17 protein-coding genes are annotated in these 19,861 nt (G+C 43.9%); 12 read left to right on the forward strand and 5 right to left on the reverse strand.

The window, feature by feature from the left end:
* The first annotated feature begins 19 nt into the window (after positions 1-19).
* Genes ACVW0P_RS00450 through ACVW0P_RS00470 form a run of 5 tightly spaced genes read left to right on the forward strand, consistent with a single transcriptional unit; the run spans position 20 to position 3,286 of the window.
* Positions 20-1,291, forward strand: coding sequence for a metallophosphoesterase (locus ACVW0P_RS00450; RefSeq protein WP_457130329.1), 1,272 nt, complete (start codon positions 20-22; stop codon positions 1,289-1,291).
* Positions 1,292-1,351: 60 nt separating this feature from the next.
* Entirely contained in the window at positions 1,352-2,245 is an 894-nt protein-coding gene (locus tag ACVW0P_RS00455) for a UbiA family prenyltransferase (RefSeq protein ID WP_457130330.1), read from the forward strand.
* Entirely contained in the window at positions 2,235-2,858 is a 624-nt protein-coding gene (locus ACVW0P_RS00460; protein WP_457130331.1) for a class I SAM-dependent methyltransferase, read from the forward strand. The genes ACVW0P_RS00455 and ACVW0P_RS00460 overlap by 11 nt, the downstream gene beginning before the upstream one ends.
* 39 nt (positions 2,859-2,897) lie before the next feature.
* Positions 2,898-3,095: a hypothetical protein gene (locus ACVW0P_RS00465; RefSeq protein WP_457130332.1), complete on the forward strand. Its 198-nt coding sequence runs from the start codon at positions 2,898-2,900 to the stop codon at positions 3,093-3,095.
* Positions 3,095-3,286: a putative toxin-antitoxin system toxin component, PIN family gene (locus ACVW0P_RS00470; RefSeq protein ID WP_457130333.1), complete on the forward strand. Its 192-nt coding sequence runs from the start codon at positions 3,095-3,097 to the stop codon at positions 3,284-3,286. The genes ACVW0P_RS00465 and ACVW0P_RS00470 overlap by 1 nt, the downstream gene beginning before the upstream one ends.
* Before the next feature lie 201 nt (positions 3,287-3,487).
* Here ACVW0P_RS00470 and ACVW0P_RS00475 read toward each other — a convergent pair whose 3' ends face one another.
* The 3 genes from ACVW0P_RS00475 to ACVW0P_RS00485 are packed head-to-tail and all read right to left on the reverse strand — an operon-like array spanning position 3,488 to position 7,729.
* Complete coding sequence (locus ACVW0P_RS00475; RefSeq protein ID WP_354428340.1) at positions 3,488-4,174, reverse strand: response regulator transcription factor; 687 nt, start codon at positions 4,172-4,174, stop codon at positions 3,488-3,490.
* Positions 4,175-4,189: 15 nt separating this feature from the next.
* Positions 4,190-5,833, reverse strand: coding sequence for a sensor histidine kinase (locus ACVW0P_RS00480; protein WP_457130334.1), 1,644 nt, complete (start codon positions 5,831-5,833; stop codon positions 4,190-4,192).
* Between the two features lie 6 nt (positions 5,834-5,839).
* Complete coding sequence (locus ACVW0P_RS00485) at positions 5,840-7,729, reverse strand: prolyl oligopeptidase family serine peptidase (RefSeq protein WP_457130335.1); 1,890 nt, start codon at positions 7,727-7,729, stop codon at positions 5,840-5,842.
* 103 nt (positions 7,730-7,832) lie between these two features.
* Between ACVW0P_RS00485 and ACVW0P_RS00490 the strand changes: the two genes are divergently transcribed.
* The 7 genes from ACVW0P_RS00490 (at position 7,833) to ACVW0P_RS00520 (ending at position 18,492) form a co-directional block, all read left to right on the forward strand.
* The gene (locus ACVW0P_RS00490) at positions 7,833-9,674 is read left to right on the forward strand and encodes a tetratricopeptide repeat protein (RefSeq protein ID WP_457130336.1); all 1,842 of its coding nucleotides are present in this window, start codon (positions 7,833-7,835) and stop codon (positions 9,672-9,674) included.
* Positions 9,675-9,914: 240 nt separating this feature from the next.
* Positions 9,915-10,217, forward strand: coding sequence for a DUF4286 family protein (locus tag ACVW0P_RS00495; protein ID WP_354428333.1), 303 nt, complete (start codon positions 9,915-9,917; stop codon positions 10,215-10,217).
* A 2-nt stretch (positions 10,218-10,219) separates the two neighbouring features.
* Entirely contained in the window at positions 10,220-10,777 is a 558-nt protein-coding gene (gene rfbC / locus ACVW0P_RS00500; protein ID WP_457130337.1) for a dTDP-4-dehydrorhamnose 3,5-epimerase, read from the forward strand.
* Positions 10,778-11,032: 255 nt separating this feature from the next.
* Positions 11,033-11,869 carry a M57 family metalloprotease gene (locus tag ACVW0P_RS00505; protein WP_354428330.1) on the forward strand — a complete coding sequence of 279 codons (837 nt, stop codon included), beginning with the start codon at positions 11,033-11,035 and terminating at the stop codon, positions 11,867-11,869.
* Positions 11,870-11,940: 71 nt separating this feature from the next.
* Positions 11,941-14,748, forward strand: coding sequence for a S8 family peptidase (locus tag ACVW0P_RS00510; RefSeq protein WP_457130338.1), 2,808 nt, complete (start codon positions 11,941-11,943; stop codon positions 14,746-14,748).
* A 107-nt stretch (positions 14,749-14,855) separates the two neighbouring features.
* On the forward strand, positions 14,856-17,684 hold the full coding sequence (locus tag ACVW0P_RS00515) for an outer membrane beta-barrel protein (RefSeq protein ID WP_457130339.1): 2,829 nt from the start codon (positions 14,856-14,858) through the stop codon (positions 17,682-17,684).
* A 31-nt stretch (positions 17,685-17,715) separates the two neighbouring features.
* Entirely contained in the window at positions 17,716-18,492 is a 777-nt protein-coding gene (locus tag ACVW0P_RS00520) for a GLPGLI family protein (RefSeq protein WP_457130340.1), read from the forward strand.
* A gap of 124 nt (positions 18,493-18,616) precedes the next feature.
* Here ACVW0P_RS00520 and ACVW0P_RS00525 read toward each other — a convergent pair whose 3' ends face one another.
* Together ACVW0P_RS00525 and ACVW0P_RS00530 are read right to left on the reverse strand one after the other, a co-directional pair.
* Positions 18,617-19,480, reverse strand: a complete 864-nt coding sequence (locus tag ACVW0P_RS00525; protein WP_457130341.1) for a sugar phosphate isomerase/epimerase family protein — start codon at positions 19,478-19,480, stop codon at positions 18,617-18,619.
* Positions 19,401-19,748: a hypothetical protein gene (locus tag ACVW0P_RS00530; RefSeq protein ID WP_457130342.1), complete on the reverse strand. Its 348-nt coding sequence runs from the start codon at positions 19,746-19,748 to the stop codon at positions 19,401-19,403. Before ACVW0P_RS00530 ends, ACVW0P_RS00525 begins: the two co-directional genes overlap by 80 nt.
* Positions 19,749-19,861 lie beyond the last annotated feature (113 nt).

Genomic DNA, 19,861 nt, shown 5'->3' on the forward strand with positions numbered 1-19,861 from the left:
ATACACCAGCTTAAACGTGATGCAGGGAAACGCCCTATATTTTATACTTGTACCGCTTGTACTTATTATCATAGACTACTACATTTTACGGGGAATCCAAACTGCCTTTATTAAAAAGCAGTTTACCCGTAAAAGGTCGTTTTTAGGCTTCTACTGGTTTGGCTCTTTGTTCCTGATCACTATTTTGCTGTTAAGTATTTACAGCAAAATGCCGGTTGGGGTACGCGGGGCGTTCTTGTTCCTGTTTTTTATTACATTCCTATTCAAGATATTTTATGTGCTGTTCATCGCCGTTGATGACCTGCGCAGGTTTATCATTTACCTCATCCGCAAAAACAAAACCCCGGCCGGTCCTGAAAAGGATAACGGATTTAAGGCCATCCCACGGTCGGAGTTTTTGATGAAAGCCGGGATCCTGGCGGGCGCTGTGCCGCTTTATCTCATCAAGCACAACATGAGCAAGGGCTTATATGATTACCATGTACTCAACGTAGACCTTTACCTGCCTAACCTGCCAAAAGCCTTTGATGGGATGCGCATAGGGCAGATCTCTGATATCCACTCGGGCAGTTTCCATAGCGTGCACAATATGCAGGGTGGCGTGCAAATGTTGCTCAACCAAAAAACCGATGTGATATTTTTTACCGGCGACTTGGTTAACGGCCAATCATCAGAAGTGAACCGGGTTATGGACGTGTTTAAAAAAGTAAAAGCACCTTTGGGCGTATATTCAATATTAGGCAACCACGATTACGGCGATTATGGCAAATGGGCCACCCCTGCCGATAAAGCCAAAAACTTGCACGATATGCATCAGGCACACAAAACCTTGGGTTGGGACCTGCTGACCGATGAGCATCGCCGAATAAAAATTGACGGTGCCGAACTTGGTATTTTGGGCATTGGCAACTGGGGCGCAATGAGCCGCTTTCCTAAATACGGCAAAATGGAAGAGGCCGTAAAAGGGACCGACGACTTGCCTATTAAACTTTTATTATCTCACGATCCATCGCACTGGCGCGCCGAGGTAATCCCAAAATACCCGCAGATCGATGTAATGTTTAGCGGCCATACACATGGCATGCAGTTTGGCGTACGCACGCCGGATATTCAATGGAGCCCTATTGAATATGTTTACAGCGAATGGGCAGGCCTGTACCGCGAAAAACACCAGCAGATCTATGTAAACGTTGGCTACGGCTTTTTAGGCTACCCCGGCAGGATAGGTATGCTGCCCGAGATAACCGTGTTCACCCTAAAAGCCGGCGAAGACCCAGCGTTGAAAGCATAGCACCACTTCAATAAATAATTATTCCTTTTTCACCTGCATTGCCGTATTTTAGCAAAACCGATGAAAAAAGCCTTCCAAAGCGCGTTTGATTTTCTGCTGTTCAGTAACATCTTCATGTCGCTTTGCGCGGTGGCGCAGGCTCTGGTCACTTTCCATCTGATCGATTCTAAACCGGTTTATGCCGTATTGGCGTTACTGTTCACTTCCACGCTCGGTATCTACAATTTCAGCATTTTATTAAGCAAGCCTAAGCATCCCGAACGGTCGCCCTACAAGCGAGTGCGCTGGTTTTTTGCCCATTATAGGTTGATGGTAACGTTTACCATGGTAAGCTTGTTATCACTAATTCCTTTATTTTTTTTATTGTCGATGGAATCGCGGATCTTATTGATCTTCTCGGCGATACTGTCGTTTTGTTATAGCTTGCCACTTTTTAGCATTGGCGAGCAAAAATTCGGATTACGCAATATCCCCGGGCTAAAAACATTTTTAATAACCCTGGTATGGACCATGAGTTGTGTGTTGCTACCCGTATTAGAAGCGCAAGACCTGCACATGGCCGAGGTTTCTATAAGGGACATTACCATCCTTGTAGCCAAACGTTTCCTGCTGATATTTGCCCTGGCAATCCCCTTTGATATCCGCGACCTGTTCAGCGACCGCCAGGCCGGACTTAAAACCATCCCCGTTGCCTGGGGCGAAAAGAACGCCTATCTTTTTTGCCAGGTATTGCTTGCCGGCTATATCGTGTTGCTTTTCCTGTTCAGGAACAATGGTTTTAGTGTGGATTTTTGGTCTTTAACGGTCACTGCCGTATTGATGGGCTGGCTGATATTTAAATCGAAAAGGGAAAAAGATGAGTATTACTATTTCTTTTACCTGGATGGTGTATTGATCTTGCAATATGTGATCATGGTAGGGTTTGGTTTGATATACGGCAGCTATGCCGGCTAACTACGATAACTCGGCAAGTTTTTACGACCGCCTTTCGCGGCTGGTTTTTGGCAAGGCGTTGGTAAATGCCCAAGTTTATCTTTTACCAAAAATCCATCCAAATTCAAACATCCTGATAGTTGGTGGCGGCACCGGGTGGATCCTGGAAGAGGTTGCTAAGATACATTCTTCGGGCTTAAACATCACCTATGTAGAAATCTCGGCCAATATGATGGCACTATCCCGAAACAGAAACATCGGCAGGAATAAAGTAATATTTATTAACCAACCTGTAGAAGAAGCAGGGCTATCACAAGAATACGATGTGGTGATAACCCCCTTTCTTTTTGATAATTTTACAGATGACAACCTACCCGTAATATTTAATCACGTCCATCAAACACTTAAACCCGGCGGCCTTTGGCTTAATACTGATTTTCAATTAACGGGCAGGTGGTGGCAATATGCTATGCTAAAAAGCATGTTGTTGTTTTTTAAAATAGTATGTGATGTTGAGTCCCGGCATCTACCGGATGTGGCAAAGCAGTTTAATCTAAATGGCTATAAGATTATAGAAGAGAAAACCTTTTTCGGCGATTTTGTGGTGGCGAGGGGTTATAAAAAGGTGATTTAATTGTGTTTATTAAGATTTTACTTTTTGTTATATTTGGATATGGAAAGATTAACTTTACAAATTCCTGAAAAAAAATCAAAGCTGATAAAATCGTTGCTTAAAGAGTTAGGAGTAATAATTGAACCTAATCTATTAAAATTAACTAAAGAATTTGACAGCAGGCCCAAACCTGATGTAATACCAACAATGGATGAAATTGTGGCGGAAGTTAGAGCGGTAAGGTCGGCCAGATCTTAATGATTGTAGTTTTAGATTGCAATATTTGGCTTTCACTTGCTATAAGTAGGCAAACAGCTTTTTTATATAAGCTTTATAAAAACAACATTCAAATAGCTACATGCGAAGGTCTGTTCAATGAAATATCCGATGTATTATCAAGGTCGAAGTTTAAAAAATATTTCAACCAACAGGATATAACATTTGTTTGAAATTTATAAATTGACGACAACTTACTTTGAAGTTCTGAATATTGAACCCGTGGTATCTGACAAAAAAGACAACTATCTTTTTGCGCTAAGTAAAATATCAAATGCAAAATATTTCGTAACCGGTGATAAATTATTGCTACAGGTTAGCGAATATGGATCCACATCCGTCATTAGCCTGGCAGACTTCAAAAAATCAATCACCTAATAAACAAACTTATACCCAATACCCCTCACCGTTTGCAGGTAGGTTGGCGAATCGGGGTTGTTCTCTATCTTTTTGCGGAGGCGTACAATATGCATATCCAGCGTGCGGGTATTTACATCGGCATTGTAACCCCAAACTTCCATCATCAGTTCCTCGCGGTTTATCACCTTGTTCTTATTTTTAAGGAAGTATAGCAATATGCGGTTCTCTAAAATGGTAAGCTCTGTTTTACGGCCGTCGCGTATCAGCAAGTGGGTATTTGGCAGGTGTTCCATATTACCAAACTTGTGCGATTCTGCCTTCTCGTTGTTAAGCGAGAATTTGATCTTACTATCAATCATCGCCACCAATACATCCATATTAAATGGCTTGGTAATGTAATCGCTTACACCAAAGTTATAGGCGCCAATTTTGTCAATATCCTGGGCCTTGGCTGTCATCATGATAATCAGCCTGTCGAAACCCTTTTCGCGCAGACTGGCGCATACCTCACTACCCTGTTTTCCGGGAAGCATCCAATCTAAAAGTACAATATCCGGTTGCTCGGCAAGTATCATCGCTTCGGCTTCTTCGCCATTGCCGCTTTCTAAAACCTTATATCCTTCGCTTTGCAGGCGTTCAGATACTAAAAACTTAAGGTTCTCATCGTCTTCTACCAATGCTATTTTAATTTCTTTATTCATTGTTATAATGATTGTCTAATTATCTAACGGTAACGTTACTATAAAAGTTGAACCTACATTAAGTTTACTTGTAACGTCAATTTCTCCGTTCATAAAGTTAACCAGTTCTTTACAAAAAGCAAGCCCCAATCCAACGCTTCCATTTTGGTTGTACTGGTTTTCTATGCGGTAAAACTTTTTAAATACATCGCCTTGCTCATAATGGGCCATGCCTATGCCCTTATCTGCAAATAAAAATACAATATTGCGTTTTTCGGGCTTAATATTTATAACTAATTCTTTTTTGCCCGGGTGCGAATATTTGTATGCATTTTCCATCAAATTCTGGAAAATGCTGCCCAGCAGTATCGGATCGCTGTGGAACTTTGTGACGCCGTTTATATTAAACTCCAGTTTAAAATCGGGGTATTTTATTTTAAAGGTATCTATATAACCGTTCACAAACTCCTTAACATATATTTCCTCGCGGTTTACGGTTATAGAGCGGTTCTCTAACTGGGTAAACGAAAGCAGTTTGTTCATTAATTCGTTGAGCTTTTCGGCTTCTTCATCCAATATTTTACCGTAATGGCGGCGCTGACGATCGCTCAATTCGGCATCACCCTTCAGGTTAGATCCTGCTATTTTTATAACACTTACCGGGGTTTTAAACTCGTGGGTAAAGTTATTAATGAAGTCGTACTGCAGTTTAAACACCTTTAAGTTGATGTTCAGGTTGCGATATATCAGCCAACCAATCAACACCAAAAAGAAATATATAAGTAATACGATGGCGCCGATTGGTAAAAAGCGGCGGTCTATCTCATGGCTTAAATGTTCCTGGGTGGAGATAAAGTAGAGCTTAAAGTTAGAAAAGGCACCGGTAAGCGCGGCCTCGGTTACTTTACGGCCTCCCTCCACATCAAGCGGGTCATATACTACGGGTTGTATGGTTACCTGCTGGTAAAGTTCAGGGTGTGTATTTTTTACTTTTAACTGGTGCGCATCCAGCAAAAAGGTCATCATATTTTGCTTGTAAAAAGCCTTAACATTCTGGTTCTTGAGCAACGATTTATAAATACGGATATCTTCGCGGCGGGGAATATTCAGGTAGCTGATCTTATCGGGCGTTACATTGTAAAACGTCCGGAAGATCTCGTCTTGTGTTGGCAATCTTGATGTATCTGCCACGCTGATAAAATCGCTCAGCTTTAAAGCCATCTGCCTAAAATCGTCGGTATTGGACCAGGCCATGTCTTTAACGCCCCTTACACTGCCCCATTTAGGTTTGTATTGATAAATCGCCTTTACAGAGATCCCGGCGTTGTTGCTAAATTTTGTTTTGGATGCCGGGTTACCTATTTGCATATCATAAAACAAAACACGGCGCACAAACGGGTAGCTTTTAAAAACAGTAGCCGAGTAGCTTGCCGCGATGGCCGAATCCATAAAGCCCTGGTAAGAGGTTATCTCCGGGATCTTGATCTGGAAGAAATCGTTGTAGGGCTTAACCGTTTGATCGAGCACCTCTATTTTTTTGGATGCAAATTCATTCTCTACATACTTGGCAGTAAGGTTGTATGAGATGATAACCGCTATAACAAGGCTCACTGTTATCAACACCAGGAAAGCGGTTATCAGCGAAAAATTTTTGCGATATAGATTTTTCTGCCCTTGCATAACAGGTTAAGGTTTAACCTGCATATTGGCGTTCAGGAAAGTTTCGATCTCGGCGTACATCTCCATACGGTTATGCTCGCTTTTAAAATAAGCACGCTCGTTTTCTTTTAGGCGATAGGTTACCGGTACATTACGTTTTTTAAGTTCGCGCACAAACTGGTTTAGCTCGCTGATGTTAGCCCTCGGGTCCTTGGCACCCTGGAATATCAGTAACGGACTTTTAATTTTATCGGTATGGAAAACCGGAGATATAGCTCTTAATTGATCGGCGTCCGTTTCGGGGTTACCCACCATTTCGTAGGTCATTTTTAAGAAAGGCTTAAAAAATGGCGGCGCATCCTTTAAGTAAGTGAAAAAATTGATCAGCCCGTACTTCACGATAGCGCAGTTATATAATTCGGGGTGGAACGATACACCATAAAGTGCCGAAAACCCGCCAAAGCTGCCACCAAATATGGCTATCTTTTTAGGATTGGCTATTTTGTTTGCAATAAGCCATTTTACGCCATCGGTAATATCCTGTTGAATTTTACCGCCAACCTGTTTAAAGCCGGCTGTCCTGAATGCTTTACCATAACCTGCCGACCCCCTAAAGTTTACCTGGAAAACTGCATAACCACGGTTAGCCAAAAACTGCACCTCGGCGTTGTAATCCCATGAATTACGGCCCCAGATACCATCGTGCGGCATCACTACTACAGGCAGGTTCTTTCTGTCTTTTCCCTTAGGAATGGTTAAATAGCCATTTATCAACATACCATCACTAGCCTTAAATGAGATGGGCTCCATATCAGATAACTCCGCCGCGTTTATCTCCGGGTTTATATCTGCCAGTTTGGTTAGCTTATTTGCTTTGCGTTCGTATAAAAAGTACGAACCGGGATTTTTATCATTAGAGGCCGAAATAATAAATTTATTTTCGGCGCTGTCGCGGTCAACAATATCTATTTGGTTGCCTTTTATTTTGTTAGATAGGTTGCTGTAAAGCTTTTCGATATCCTTATCCAGGAAATGCTTCTGCGTTTTAGCCTCTTCCCATGATACCAGCTCTATCCGGCGTTTTATCTTAGAGTAGCCTACATCTAAAATATCTGCTTTATCGCTGGCATATATTACCTTATTTTCTTTACCTGTGTTAGCGTTTATCTCTATCAGTGCGGTTTTATCGCGATTAACGTTTGATAGCGCGTAGAAATTATCGCTATCGCCGGCAAAGGCAATGGGTTCTACCTTATCATTAAAGTTACTTTTGATGATAGATTTAAACGGGACGTTGTCATTTGCACGGTAAAGGATACTCTCGTTTACCCCGTCAGAAACCTTTACCAGGCGGATATTACCGTTCGGGTCCGGGTACCATTTGGTGATGTTGCCAGGGTTGAGCAAGTATGGTTTTAGTTCGCCGGTTTTTACGTTAAGGCGGTACACATCAAAGTTAACCGGGTCGCGTTTGTTCATGGCCACGGTAATAACATCGGGCTGCTGGCGGTTGCGGTTAAGGATGCGGATGCGTGCCTTATCCAAATTTACCAGGCTTTTAATTTTTAGGGTAGCAACATCAAGCGTGTAGATCTTAAACTCATCTACCGCGATAATATCCTGCGTAAAAACAATCTGATTATTATACGTCCAGGTGTAATCGCGCACCGAGTAATCGGTAAAAGTGGTTGCCATTTGCTCGGCCCCGCTCTCTAACGATCTGATGTATATATTTTGTTTATCTTTATAAGGCTTTAAATAAGAAATGTACTTGCCATCGGGCGAGATCTTGAAAAAGCTTTTTTCGGGTGTCTTAAAAAAATCATTAACAGGTATCTGCCTTACGTTGTTTTGTTTACATGCGCAGGCAAATAGTATTATGGTAACAAATAAAAATGATCTTAAACGACCCAGCATTTGGTTTATCCTAATTGTAAAGAGTGGTCAAATTAGTTATTTTAGTTAACCTTTGTACAAATGTCACTACAATTTTACCCGCTTTTTACGTTACATATAATATATGCCGGCTGCACTAAACTATAAAAAAACTATCAGGCAACTAAGTGTATTATTGCTGGCACTATTTATTTGCAGCACAAAGCTTTTTGCCCAAAATAACGACTTGCAGCTGGCCCGCCAGTACGCCGCAAACGGCGAGCAGCAAAAAGCGCTCGAGATCTATCAAAAGCTGTTTAAACAGGATGGCGAAACCTACTTTCAACAGTACTTTAATGTGCTTTTAAACTTTAAAAAGTACGATGATGCCGAAACCATCGCCAAAAAAATGCTGCGTAAATATCCGGGCAATAACGAGTACACCATTGCGCTGGGTTCTGTTTATACCCAACAGGGAAATACTGCTAAAGCAGATGCGTTGTATAACGATTTGATCAAAAACCTGCCTGCCGACCAAAATGCGATTGCCGGCATTGCATCACAGTTTTACCAGAGCGCTAATGCCGATTATGCCATCAAGATATTTTTGCAGGGCCGCAAACTTATTCATAACGAATCGGCCTTTGCATTTGAGTTGATAACGCTTTACCGATACAAGCGCGATAAGGAGGACCTGACCGAAGAATATCTTAACTTTTTGCCAACCAACCCGGTATTCATCAGCCAGGCCGAAAGTACGCTGGCCAGCGTTTACGAAGGCCCCGAAGATTACGAGATGCTGAAAGTTGCGCTGCTGAAACGCATCCAGAAAGACCCGCAGCAGATCATATACCCTAACCTGCTTACCTGGCAATACCTGCAGCAAAAAGAGTATGACATGGCGCTTAACCAGTCGCTTGCTTTAAGCCGCAGGCAAAATGATGATGGCAGCGCCATTTTTGAACTATGCCGCACACTGGTTACTAACGAAGCTTATGATGCCGCCATCCGCGGGTACGAGTATATTATTGGCAAAGGCGATAAGGATAGCCCCAACTACATTTCGGCCAAGGTAGAGCTCATCAACACCAAAAACCTTAAAGTAACATCGGGCAAATATGTACAGGCAGATTTGCTTGGGCTTGAAAAGGATTACCTAAGCCTGCTTGATGAAGTTGGCCGTGGCCGCGGCACCGTTTTCGCGATGGAAAGGCTTGCTAACCTGCAGGCTTTTAAACTGCACAAACTAAAAGACGCGCAATTACTTTTGGAAAGCGCTATTGCCATCCAGGGTGTAAGGCCCGCCCTCATTGCTGCTTGCAAGCTTGACCTTGGCGATGTTTACCTGCTTAACAACCAACCATGGGACGCTACCCTATTATACAGCCAGGTGGAAAAAGATAACCCTAACAGTAACATTGCCCAGGAAGCGCTTTTACGTAACGCCAAAATGGCCTACTATACCGGCGATTTTAACTGGGCGCGCCGCCAGCTTGATATTTTGAAGGCCGCCACCACGCAATTGATAGCCAACGATGCGCTTAACTTGTCGTTATTGATCTCGGATAATCTGCATGCCGATAGCAGTGGCAACGCCCTGAAGATCTACGCCCGTGCCGATCTGCAGATCTTTGCCGAACAGCCCGCGAAGGCTATGATCACGTTGGATAGCATCGACAAAAAATATCCGGGTAATGCTTTAGAAGCTGATATATTGATGGCAAAAGCCCGCATCCTGATCCAGCAAAAGGAGTTTGCCAACGCAGTGGTAATACTAAAAACCATTTCCGAAAAACATACAGATGACCTTTGGGCAGATGACGCCGTTTACATGCTTGGCGACATCTACGAAACCAAGCTAAATGATGCCAACATCGCCAAAAGCTACTACCAAAAAATAATTACGAATTACCCCGCCAGCCTTTGGATAAACGATGCGCGAAAAAGATTCAGGGTTTTGCGGGGCGATAAGAATGACGCGAGTTAGATAGAGAAAGTAATAGGCCTTAGTTAATATTTGTTCAGCAGGGCTCAAAAGTTCTTGGCCGTCCCATTTATGGGACGGATTTAAGAAATGCAAATCCGGCTTTAGCCAAAATGGTCGCAATTGGACTAAAGCCAAGCATCCACCATTACTCCCGTTGGCTGAAGCCAACGGCAATGAATATTCATTAACGTGATATAATAATCACCTGCACAATCCAAAAATCATTACTACTTTTGCCCCATGATCGTATATAATGACACCGTAATTTTAGATGATACCGTTGAGCAGGAATGGCTGGACTGGATGAAGAATGTACACATCCCGCTGGTGATGGCTACCGGTTACTTCAGCTCGTACCGTTTGCTTACCATTGTAGATTCGCCAAATGACGGTATTACTTATTGCGTACAATTTAATGCCGATACCATTGAACAGTTTCAGGAATATTATACCAAGCACCTGTTTAAACACCAGGACCTGCACCAACAACAATTTAACGAGCGGTTTGTATTATTCAATACATTAATGAAAACCGTAGACTAACCATGGGCTTTACCAAAACCATTATACCCGGCGTACTAATATTTGAGCCAAAAGTAATAAGCGATGAACGCGGCTATTTTTATGAAAGCTATAGCAAGCGCTCTTTTGCAGAGGCCGGCATCGATGCCGATTTTGTGCAGGATAACCAATCATTTTCTCAAAAAAATACAGTACGTGGTTTGCACGCGCAGGCCCCTCCTCATGCCCAGGGCAAACTGGTTAGGGTAGTGCAGGGTGCGGTGTTAGATGTAGCGGTTGATATACGCGAAGGCTCGCCTACTTATGGCAGGCATGTTGCGGTAGAACTTAGTGCCAATAATAAATTACAGCTTTGGGTACCACCCGGCTGCCTGCATGGTTTCGCTACCCTGGAGGACAATACTATTTTTGTTTACAAAGTTAGCGGTGGCCTTTTTCATAAAGACTCGGAGATCGCGGCGGCATGGAACGACCCTGAATTAGCTATTGGCTGGGGCGTAAGTGAAATGGATGCCATACTATCTGCGAAAGACCAAACCCTACCGTCTTTCGCATCTTTCAAAAGCCCTTTTAAGTTTTAAGGCAGCATTTATCAGTCAATACATTATTTCATATCAATTAATTCGTTTTATTTCTGAATTAATTGTGACGACGTGTTGCTTTTTTTTTGCCTTACGCTTTTCTAACAACCCCACTGTTTATTTTTCGAGAAATAAATTAATTATTTGTTAACTCAGATGAAACTTTGTTATATTGCTTTCGTATACAATACATAGCTGGCCGGCTACACTACATCTATAATTAACTTATCGAAACACTAAACAACTTTCAAACACATGAAAACAAGATTATTATTTAAAACCGGCGTTATCGCTGCGTTTGGCGCAACCGTTTTATTTGCCTGTACAAAAGACAACAAAACCACTAACGACGTATCCGCGGTGTCAAAAACCGAGGTGTCTGCAGCCGTATTAAAAAACATCAACGACCTTGGCTTTAGTACAGACCAGGTGCGTAAAGTGAATGATGGTTACCTGGTAGAAGGCGACATATTACTAACTGAAGAAAACCTGACCGAGGCAAGTACCAGCCCAAATGTTCGAATTGCTGAAACTGAGCAGTACCGAACCACCAACCTGGTAAAAAACCTGCCGCGCACGGTTACGGTATCAATATCTAATTTGCCTACTGTGTATGCCACGGCCACGCAAAACGCAATTACACGTTACAATGCGCTTAATTTAAGCCTAAAATTCCAGTTTGTAAGCAGCGGCGGGCAAATCCAGATCATTGGGTTTAATGAGGGTCCAAGCGGTGGTTACATTACTTTAGGCTCATCGGGCTTCCCTACCAGAAAAGGAAATCCATACAGCCAGATCCAAATGAACACTAACGCGCAGGCTTATGGCAGTAACCCGGATGTTAACTATTTAACATCTGTTTTACAGCACGAGATGGGCCATTGCATTGGTTTCCGCCATACCGATTACTTTAACCGCGCTTACAGCTGTGGTGGTACTGCCGTAAACGAAGGTGCATCAAACATAGGTGCTATCCTTATCCCGGGCACACCATCTACTGCTGATGCTGCTTCATGGATGCTGGCCTGCTCTAATGGCGGCGACCGCACCTTTAACGCTAATGATAAAATAGCACTTAACTATTTGTACTAAGCTTTCGAGATCAACTAAATAGTTTTACTTTAAGGGGGAGTTTTACCGGCTCCCCCTTGTTTTGTATAGATATGATAAGAAAGACCATTTGCCTTTTTCTTTTTATTGCCTGCTTTAACATATCATACGCCCAAAAAAAATTAAGCGACTTATCGGTAACCCAAATGTATGCTTCGCCTGTGGCGGGGGTTTTTAAAGCCGATAGCTTACAATACTACCTTATTAAGGTAAACCATCCCTCCCAACTTAAAAATACAAACCTTGTAAAAAGGGTATCTTACAATTATTACATAGCATCATCGCGCGGTGCGATCTCCACTACAGAAAACATTGTCAGCGCCATACCCGCCAACGCTTTATGGAAAGCCGACGACAACCTGGCGCTGTTAAACAGCAGCCACCCAAATGCAACCAAGGTTGTTAACCTGGTGCTTAAAAACCAAAGCATCAGCACCCTCCTTCAAATAAGAAAATACGGCACAATTGTTTCTAAAAATGGCAATGTGGTCAACATAAAAATACAGTTGAAAGAACTGCCCGCCCTGCTACAGCAACCCGACATAATTTTTGCAGGGCTGGACAGGCAACCTCATCCCGAACTGGTTATAGACGACCTTGACCTCGGCGCAAATAACCTGGCGGCAATAACAGACAATTTTGCAGACATAAACGGCAACGGCATCAACGTAAGCGTAAAAGAAGAACGCTATGATGCAGACGATCTTGACTTGCTTGGCCGTTCGTTTACCTCCGTTACCCCTGCCGAAAACAACTCCGGCCACGCTACCATTATGGCTACGCTGATAGGTGGTAACGGCAATTCGTTCATAAAAGGCCAAGGCGCGGCCCCGGCGGTAAAATTTACCTCGTCGGATTTTGCGAGGCTTTTGCCCGATACCATCACCGCATTTAAAACTTTTAACATCAGCCTGCAAAACCACTCTTACGGGACGGGTATCGAAAACTATTACGGTATCGAGGCCGGGGCTTACGATAAACAGGTATATGAGAATGATGATATCGTCCACGTGTTCTCATCGGGGAACATAGGTACAACTACATCTTCTACAGGATTGTATAATGGAGTAGCTAATATGGCTAACCTGTCCGGTACATTTAAGCAGGCTAAAAATGTATTGGTGGTTGGCGGCACAGGCCGCACAGATGTACCGGAGACATTAAGTTCGGCTGGCCCGGCTTATGATGGCCGCGTTAAACCAGAGTTGGTTGCCGATGGTGAAGACGGCACATCGGGTGCGGCAGCCCTTACATCGGGCGCGGTGGCTTTGTTGCAGCAGGCTTATAAAAAACAGTTTACGTCACTCCCCTCATCAGCACTAATAAAAGCTGTTTTGATAAACAGTGCCGATGATATTGGCATACCTGCTGTTGATTTTAAAACAGGTTATGGCAAACTGAATGGGTTGGAAGCCATCAGAACCATAACCGACGGCAGGTTTAAAACCGGCAACGTAGTTGATAAGGGCCAAACAAGTTACCAAATAACCGTCCCGGCAAACTGTAACCTGCTAAAAGTTTCTTTAGTTTGGAACGATGCACCCGCGAAGCTGAATGCGCCTTATGCCTTAATAAACGACCTCGATCTAACAGTTACCACACCTACAGGCACAAAGTTATTGCCATGGTCGCTAAGCACCTTCCCACTTGCCGACTCGCTGTTAGCCCCTGCCAAAAGGCAACGCGACACGCTGAATAATACCGAGCAGGTAACCTTGCAAGATCCGCCGGCAGGCGTTTACACCATCACCATTAACGGCAGCAGGGTAACCCAAGGCCCGCAAGCTTTTTATGTGGCGTATCAAAGCAAGCTTAACAACCAGTTTGAATGGACAACACCATCGGGTAAAAATGAGTTTTTGGGCGATGAAGATAACTACCTGCGCTGGCAAAGCACCTTTGGCAATGTTACCGGCAGTTTAAGTGTGAGCTACGATCATGGCGTAACCTGGCAGGTGCTGGCAAACGGGGTATCATTAAGCGGCAACAGCTACCGATGGAAAACTCCCGATAAGTTTACACAGGCAATGCTAAGGATGCGCATCAACAATCAGGATCACATTAGCAGGGAGTTTACCATCTCTAAACCATTAACCATGCAGGTGGGCTATAACTGTACCACAGGCACGCAACTGCACTGGAACCCGCAACCTGGTGCTACAGGCTATGTGGTTTACACCATAAAAGGCAATTTGCTCCAAAAGCTAACTATAGCTACAGATACTTCCATTGTTATCCCGGCAGATGCACAATCATCAACATACTTTGCCGTTAGCGCACAAGGCATTGGTTTTGAAGGTGTAAAAAGCCTAACCATTGATGCTACCAACCAAGGCGTAGGCTGCTATATCCGTACCCTACTGGCCGAAGTGAAAGACAATAAAACTATTGAGCTTAGCCTACAGGTAGGTAGTACACTCCATTTAAAAACCATCACCTGGGAGAAATTGACCGGCACAGATCAATACACGGCCTTCGGCACAAGCACTGTTACTAACGGCTTGTTAGCATATAAATTTACTGACGCATCGCCAAAAAAGGGCATTAATTATTACAGGGCAAAGCTTAGCACCGCCGATGGTTTCAATGTAACCTCTGAGCTTGCAAGCGCCATACTTTTGCAAAGTAACCAGTTTACGCTATACCCCAATCCTGTTAACACACAGCTTACTATTTTAAGCGGAGAAGCAAACGATTATGAGTTAAAACTCTATAATTCGATAGGGCGGTTAAGCTTAACCAAAACTTTTAACGGTCTGCAAAACACCGTGCCTATAAACGTAATGCCGGGCGTTTATACCAGTGTTATCACCCAAAAAGGGAAAGTGATTTTTAGTGCTAAAGTAATCAAGGCTCCGTAACAAAAGTGTGACTGTGTAATCTAAAAGCAGATTTAACACTTTTTAACAAAGATTTAACATCTTCTACTAAGATTTTAGTTATATCTTAGTAGCTTACAAACCTAAGTATGAAATTCACAATTACAGCACTTGTAATCTGCTTCATGTGCTCTCTATCTGCGCTTGCGCAAACCAACTATTCCGTAAAAGGCGTATCTGTTGATAGCGTTGCCCATGTAAAACTGGTTAATACATCTATCAGCGTATTAAATGCTAAAGACTCCACCCTTCGTAAGTTTACAAGGGCGTCGGCAAACGGCTCTTTTAGTTTAAATAACCTTAACAAAGGCAAATTCATCCTGTTGGTGACCTACCCCGGCTATGCCGATTATGTAGAACACTTCACGTTAGATTCTGCAAAAACCACGTTTAACGTTGGCAGCATCGCCATGAACCTTAAATCGAGGTTATTGAACGAAGTTATTATTAAGGGCACGGTTGCCGCCATAAAGATAAAAGGCGATACAACCGAGTTTAACGCCAAGGCTTACACCATCCAACCAAACTCTAAGGTTGAGGACCTGCTGAAACAACTCCCCGGTATACAGGTAGATAAGGATGGCAAAATAACCGCCCAGGGCCAAACCGTACAAAAGGTACTGGTAGATGGCGAAGAATTTTTTGGCGACGACCCTACCCTCGTAACCAAAAACATCCGTGGCGATATGGTAGATAAGGTGCAGCTTTATGATAAAAAAAGCGACCAGGCTACCTTTACCGGTATTGATGACGGGCAAAAAACCAAAACCATCAACATAAAACTAAAAGAAGATAAAAAGAACGGCTACTTTGGCAAGGTAGATGCCGGTATTGGTACCGATGGCTACTACCAGGTACAAGGCCTTTACAATAAATTTAAGGGTAAAAAGAAATTTAGTGTTTACGGCGTTGGTGCAAACACCGGTAAGGTAGGCCTAAGTTGGCAGGATAACAATAAACTGGGCACCAGTGATGGCATGCAGTTTAGTGATGACGGCGGTATGTACTTTAGCAGCGGTAACCGTGACGAACTGGATTCGTTTGATGGTCGTTATAATAACCAGGGGATCCCTAAGGCCTATACGGGTGGTGTGCACTATGATGATAAATGGAAGAACGATAAATATGCGTTAAACACCAATTACAAAGCAGGCTCGTTAGAGGTTGACGGTACCCGTAATGACAGAACGCAGCAAAACTTACCCGAAAACCCTGCCGACCCAACAGCAAACCGGGTGATCAAAAGCGTATCCGACAATACCTTCAACAACAGCATTTTCAGGCAAAAGCTGGATGCTACATACTCTGTAAAGCTTGATACTACATCAAACCTAAAGATCTCAATGGATGCAACGCTAAAAAACAGCGATACGCACACCAGGGATACTTCTACCAGCAGGCGCGCAGATGAAACCCTCCTGAATACCAACAGCAAAAGCATCAATAACAGCGTAAACCAGCAATTGTACAATGCCACTATCTTCTACAATAAAAAGTTTAAGAAACCGGGCCGTACCATTTCATTTAACGTAACCGCGGGCCGCACCGAAAACAAAGCGGATGGCTTCCTGAAATCGGAGATAGATTACTTTGGCCTTACCGGTTTACCAACCACCCAGGAGATCATTGATCAGCGTAAAACAGATAACACCAAAACATCAAGGTTAAATACTAATATAACCTATACCGAGCCCCTCACCAAAGCTTTGGCTATTGTGTTTAACTATGGCTTCGGTTTAAATAACAGCGATGCGGATCGGAAATCGTTTGATAAAGCCCCTGGAGGCACCGGGTACGACCAGCTAAATACCGCGCTAAGCAACCACTACATTTTTAACCAAACCTCAAACCAGGGTGGCATTAACTTTAACTACAAAAAAGGCAAAAGCAACCTGCGCTTTGGCACACGCGTTACCAATGTTGATTACAAGCAGGAGAACGAGGTTACCAACATGGCGGTAAGCCGTAACTTTACCAACTGGGCGCCGCAGGCAAATTACTCGTACAAGATCTCTACCTACAGTGGGTTTAACCTAGGCTATTACGGTAGCCAGCAACAACCAACTATAGATCAGTTACAGCCTATTGTGGTAAACACCAACCCGCTGAATATCACCATTGGTAATCCTAACTTAAAGCCATCGTTCAGCAATAACTTTTACGGTTATTACAATATGTACAAGGTACTGAGCGATCAATCAGTATGGCTGAATGGCAACTACGGGTTCACTACAAACCCTATCATTAACAACGTTGTTACCGATAAAACATTGGGTAAAAGTACCACCCAGGCAGTTAACCTCCCCGGCGAAAAACCATACAACTTTAACTTGAACGTTGATATGAGCCGTAAACTCGGTTTTGCAGGACTTAACATCAACGCGAGGCTTAATACCGATGGTAACACCTATTACAGCCTGCAGGATAACGTGCTCAACAAAACAAAGTCAAATACATACGGCGGCGAGTTAGGACTGTCTAAAAACAAAGAAAAAAAATATTCGCTATATCTGAGTGGCGGCCCTAATTATACCGTTGGGCAATCATCCATTAATAAGGATATCAACAATAATGGCCGTGGCTTTAGTGCCAGTTACTGGATGCAGGTTTACCTGCCGTGGAAGATAGAAGTAAGCAGCGATGGAAAATACCAATACACGGCGGCTACACAATCTTTCGCGAACGATTTCCGCCAAACCATTATCAACGCCCGCTTGATCAAATCGTTCCTGAAAGGTGAAGGTTTAAAAGTGACCCTAAGCGGTAACGATTTACTGAACCAAAACCAGGGCTTTACCCGTAGCGCATCAAGCACCTATATTACCGAGAACCGTTACACTACCATCCGCAGGTATTATATGCTATCGGTAAGCTGGGATTTTAGCGGCATGGGCGGCGGCACACCTGCAAAAAAATAAGTTAAGCATCAACAATAAGAAATATATAGCGATGAAAAAGCACCTATTACTACTACTAACCTGCCTAATAAGCAGCAGCGCTTTATTTGCACAAAACGCGCATTTCACCACATCCGGCACTATCGAGTTTGAGAAAAGGGTGAACATGTACGGTGTAATTAAAGCCGTAATTAATAAGGATAACGAAAGCTGGTACGCCCCCGCTTTTGAGCAGTACAAGAAAAACAACCCGCAGTTTAAAGTGCTTAAAAGCACGCTAACCTTCGGCAGTAACAAAACCCTGTATTCGCCGGTTGCAGATAACGCCCCGGCATCAAACAGCTGGTTTAGCGATATGCCCCTTGCGCAACAAATAAACACTACCCAAACAGATCTTAATACCAACCTAAGCGTTACCGCTAAAAAGGTTTTCGACGAAGGCTTTTTGGTGAAAGATACCGCGCGAAAGATCAACTGGAAAATCACCGACGAAACCCGCGAAATTGCAGGTTACATGTGCCGCCGTGCCAATGCCATTGTGATGGATTCGATATATGTGGTGGCTTTTTATAGCGACGAGATCCCGCTATCCGGCGGCCCGGAATCATTTAGCGGTTTACCCGGGATGATCCTGGGCCTTGCCCTGCCGCACGAAAACGTTACCTGGTTTGCCACCAAAGTTACCGACCTGCCCGTTGCCGAAGCCGCCCTGCGTGCACCAGTAAAAGGCAAAGTAACCACATCTGCCGCCCTTAAAACCACCCTCACCAAAGCCATGGAAGGTTGGGGCGAATACGGTAAACGCTTCTTTAAGATCTACCTGTTGTAGAGAGTTAAGAAACAAGAGCCAAGAATCAAGACAACAAAAAGCCTGTACAGTTAAAAGCTGTACAGGCTTTCTTTATTTTCACTCTTGATTCTTGTCTCTTGATTCTTGACTCTAATCCTAACTTTCAACTCATTCTCTTCAAAAATCCCGCGTTCTTCCTGGCGCTTTGCAGGGGTGTTTCGTGGTGAAAGCGGCTTTGCTCTACAAAAAAGTACCGCATACCGGTATCCTGCCCAGTGGCAATAAACTTTTTAAAGTTGATGATCCCCTCGCCCATATCACATGCCGATTCTTCTTTGCTCCCTGCCGGCAGTCGTTTCTTCAACACATCGCGCAGGTGTGCCAGTTTAAAGCGGCCTTTATGGTTGCGCATGTAGGCGTAAGGGTCGGCGCCCTCGGTTACGGTGTAGTACACATCCATCTCAAAATCTACCAGGTCCTTATCCGTACCGGCAAGCAGCACGTCAATAGGCAGCTGCCCGTCTACCGGTTTGTAGGGGTAATCGTGCGGGTGGTAACCAAACCGAAGCCCGTGCTTTTTGCAGATGGCGCCCCGCTGGTTAAAATCATCGGCGAAGGTTTTAAACGCGCCGATGCTTTTTTGCGGGCCGAGCCATGGGCATACCAGGTACTTCATCCCTATCTCCGCGGCATCCGCTGCCAGCTTATCAAACTCGGGTAAGGTGCAGGGGTTGTAGTGGGTGCTTACCAGGTTTAGGCCGTATCCCGCCGCAATCTTTTTGAACTCCGTATTGGTTTTGCCCCAAAAAATGCCCTTATCGCTGCCGTAACTTTCTATCTGGGTGTAGCCCATTGCGCCCAGTAGTTTCAGCGTGCCAACAGGGTCGCGCTCCATATCCTCTTTAACCATGTAAAGCTGTATGCCGCGCGCGGGTTTCGTCCGTCCGTTAAGGGGTGCCGCCATTGCAGCCGACGCCGACAATGCCGCCAGCATCCCACCGCTGTATATAAATGCTCTTCTGTTCATAAATTGGTTTATGATGTAAGGTAGGGAATTTTGCGGAAAGTTGATGGTAGTTGCGGAGGTTGATAGTTGATGGATCATAGTTCATAGTAGCTGCGGGGATGGCGGGTGGGTGGGATCTTGGTTTCCCGATAGCTATCGGGAGGTATTGGGAGTTGATGGTAGCTGCGGTTGGCGGTGGATGGTATTGTGTCAGGTTATGGTTGATGGTACCCGCGAAGAGGGGCATGTAGATTTTAGTAGTTAAGGCTTCAAGTCTATGAACTATCATCTATGAACAATCCACTAATAAACAATTGAATCAATAAACCAACAAGTAAAGGTGCTGTAGTGGTACTTAGGGTGCGGTAGCCCCGCTATGCGCTTATACTGCACCAGGCCTTA

The sequence above is a fragment of the Mucilaginibacter sp. UYNi724 genome (assembly GCF_054057495.1).

Bases quoted from the DNA above. Each gene is read 5' to 3' on its own strand.
- ACVW0P_RS00450 (WP_457130329.1), top strand. From the start codon at position 20: ATGCAGGGAAACGCCCTATATTTTATACTTGTACCGCTTGTACTTATT.
- ACVW0P_RS00455 (WP_457130330.1), top strand. From the start codon at position 1,352: ATGAAAAAAGCCTTCCAAAGCGCGTTTGATTTTCTGCTGTTCAGTAAC.
- ACVW0P_RS00460 (WP_457130331.1), top strand. From the start codon at position 2,235: ATGCCGGCTAACTACGATAACTCGGCAAGTTTTTACGACCGCCTTTCG.
- ACVW0P_RS00465 (WP_457130332.1), top strand. From the start codon at position 2,898: ATGGAAAGATTAACTTTACAAATTCCTGAAAAAAAATCAAAGCTGATA.
- ACVW0P_RS00470 (WP_457130333.1), top strand. From the start codon at position 3,095: ATGATTGTAGTTTTAGATTGCAATATTTGGCTTTCACTTGCTATAAGT.
- ACVW0P_RS00475 (WP_354428340.1), bottom strand. From the start codon at position 4,174: ATGAATAAAGAAATTAAAATAGCATTGGTAGAAGACGATGAGAACCTT.
- ACVW0P_RS00480 (WP_457130334.1), bottom strand. From the start codon at position 5,833: ATGCAAGGGCAGAAAAATCTATATCGCAAAAATTTTTCGCTGATAACC.
- ACVW0P_RS00485 (WP_457130335.1), bottom strand. From the start codon at position 7,729: ATGCTGGGTCGTTTAAGATCATTTTTATTTGTTACCATAATACTATTT.
- ACVW0P_RS00490 (WP_457130336.1), top strand. From the start codon at position 7,833: ATGCCGGCTGCACTAAACTATAAAAAAACTATCAGGCAACTAAGTGTA.
- ACVW0P_RS00495 (WP_354428333.1), top strand. From the start codon at position 9,915: ATGATCGTATATAATGACACCGTAATTTTAGATGATACCGTTGAGCAG.
- rfbC (WP_457130337.1), top strand. From the start codon at position 10,220: ATGGGCTTTACCAAAACCATTATACCCGGCGTACTAATATTTGAGCCA.
- ACVW0P_RS00505 (WP_354428330.1), top strand. From the start codon at position 11,033: ATGAAAACAAGATTATTATTTAAAACCGGCGTTATCGCTGCGTTTGGC.
- ACVW0P_RS00510 (WP_457130338.1), top strand. From the start codon at position 11,941: ATGATAAGAAAGACCATTTGCCTTTTTCTTTTTATTGCCTGCTTTAAC.
- ACVW0P_RS00515 (WP_457130339.1), top strand. From the start codon at position 14,856: ATGAAATTCACAATTACAGCACTTGTAATCTGCTTCATGTGCTCTCTA.
- ACVW0P_RS00520 (WP_457130340.1), top strand. From the start codon at position 17,716: ATGAAAAAGCACCTATTACTACTACTAACCTGCCTAATAAGCAGCAGC.
- ACVW0P_RS00525 (WP_457130341.1), bottom strand. From the start codon at position 19,480: ATGAACAGAAGAGCATTTATATACAGCGGTGGGATGCTGGCGGCATTG.
- ACVW0P_RS00530 (WP_457130342.1), bottom strand. From the start codon at position 19,748: ATGATAGTTCATAGACTTGAAGCCTTAACTACTAAAATCTACATGCCC.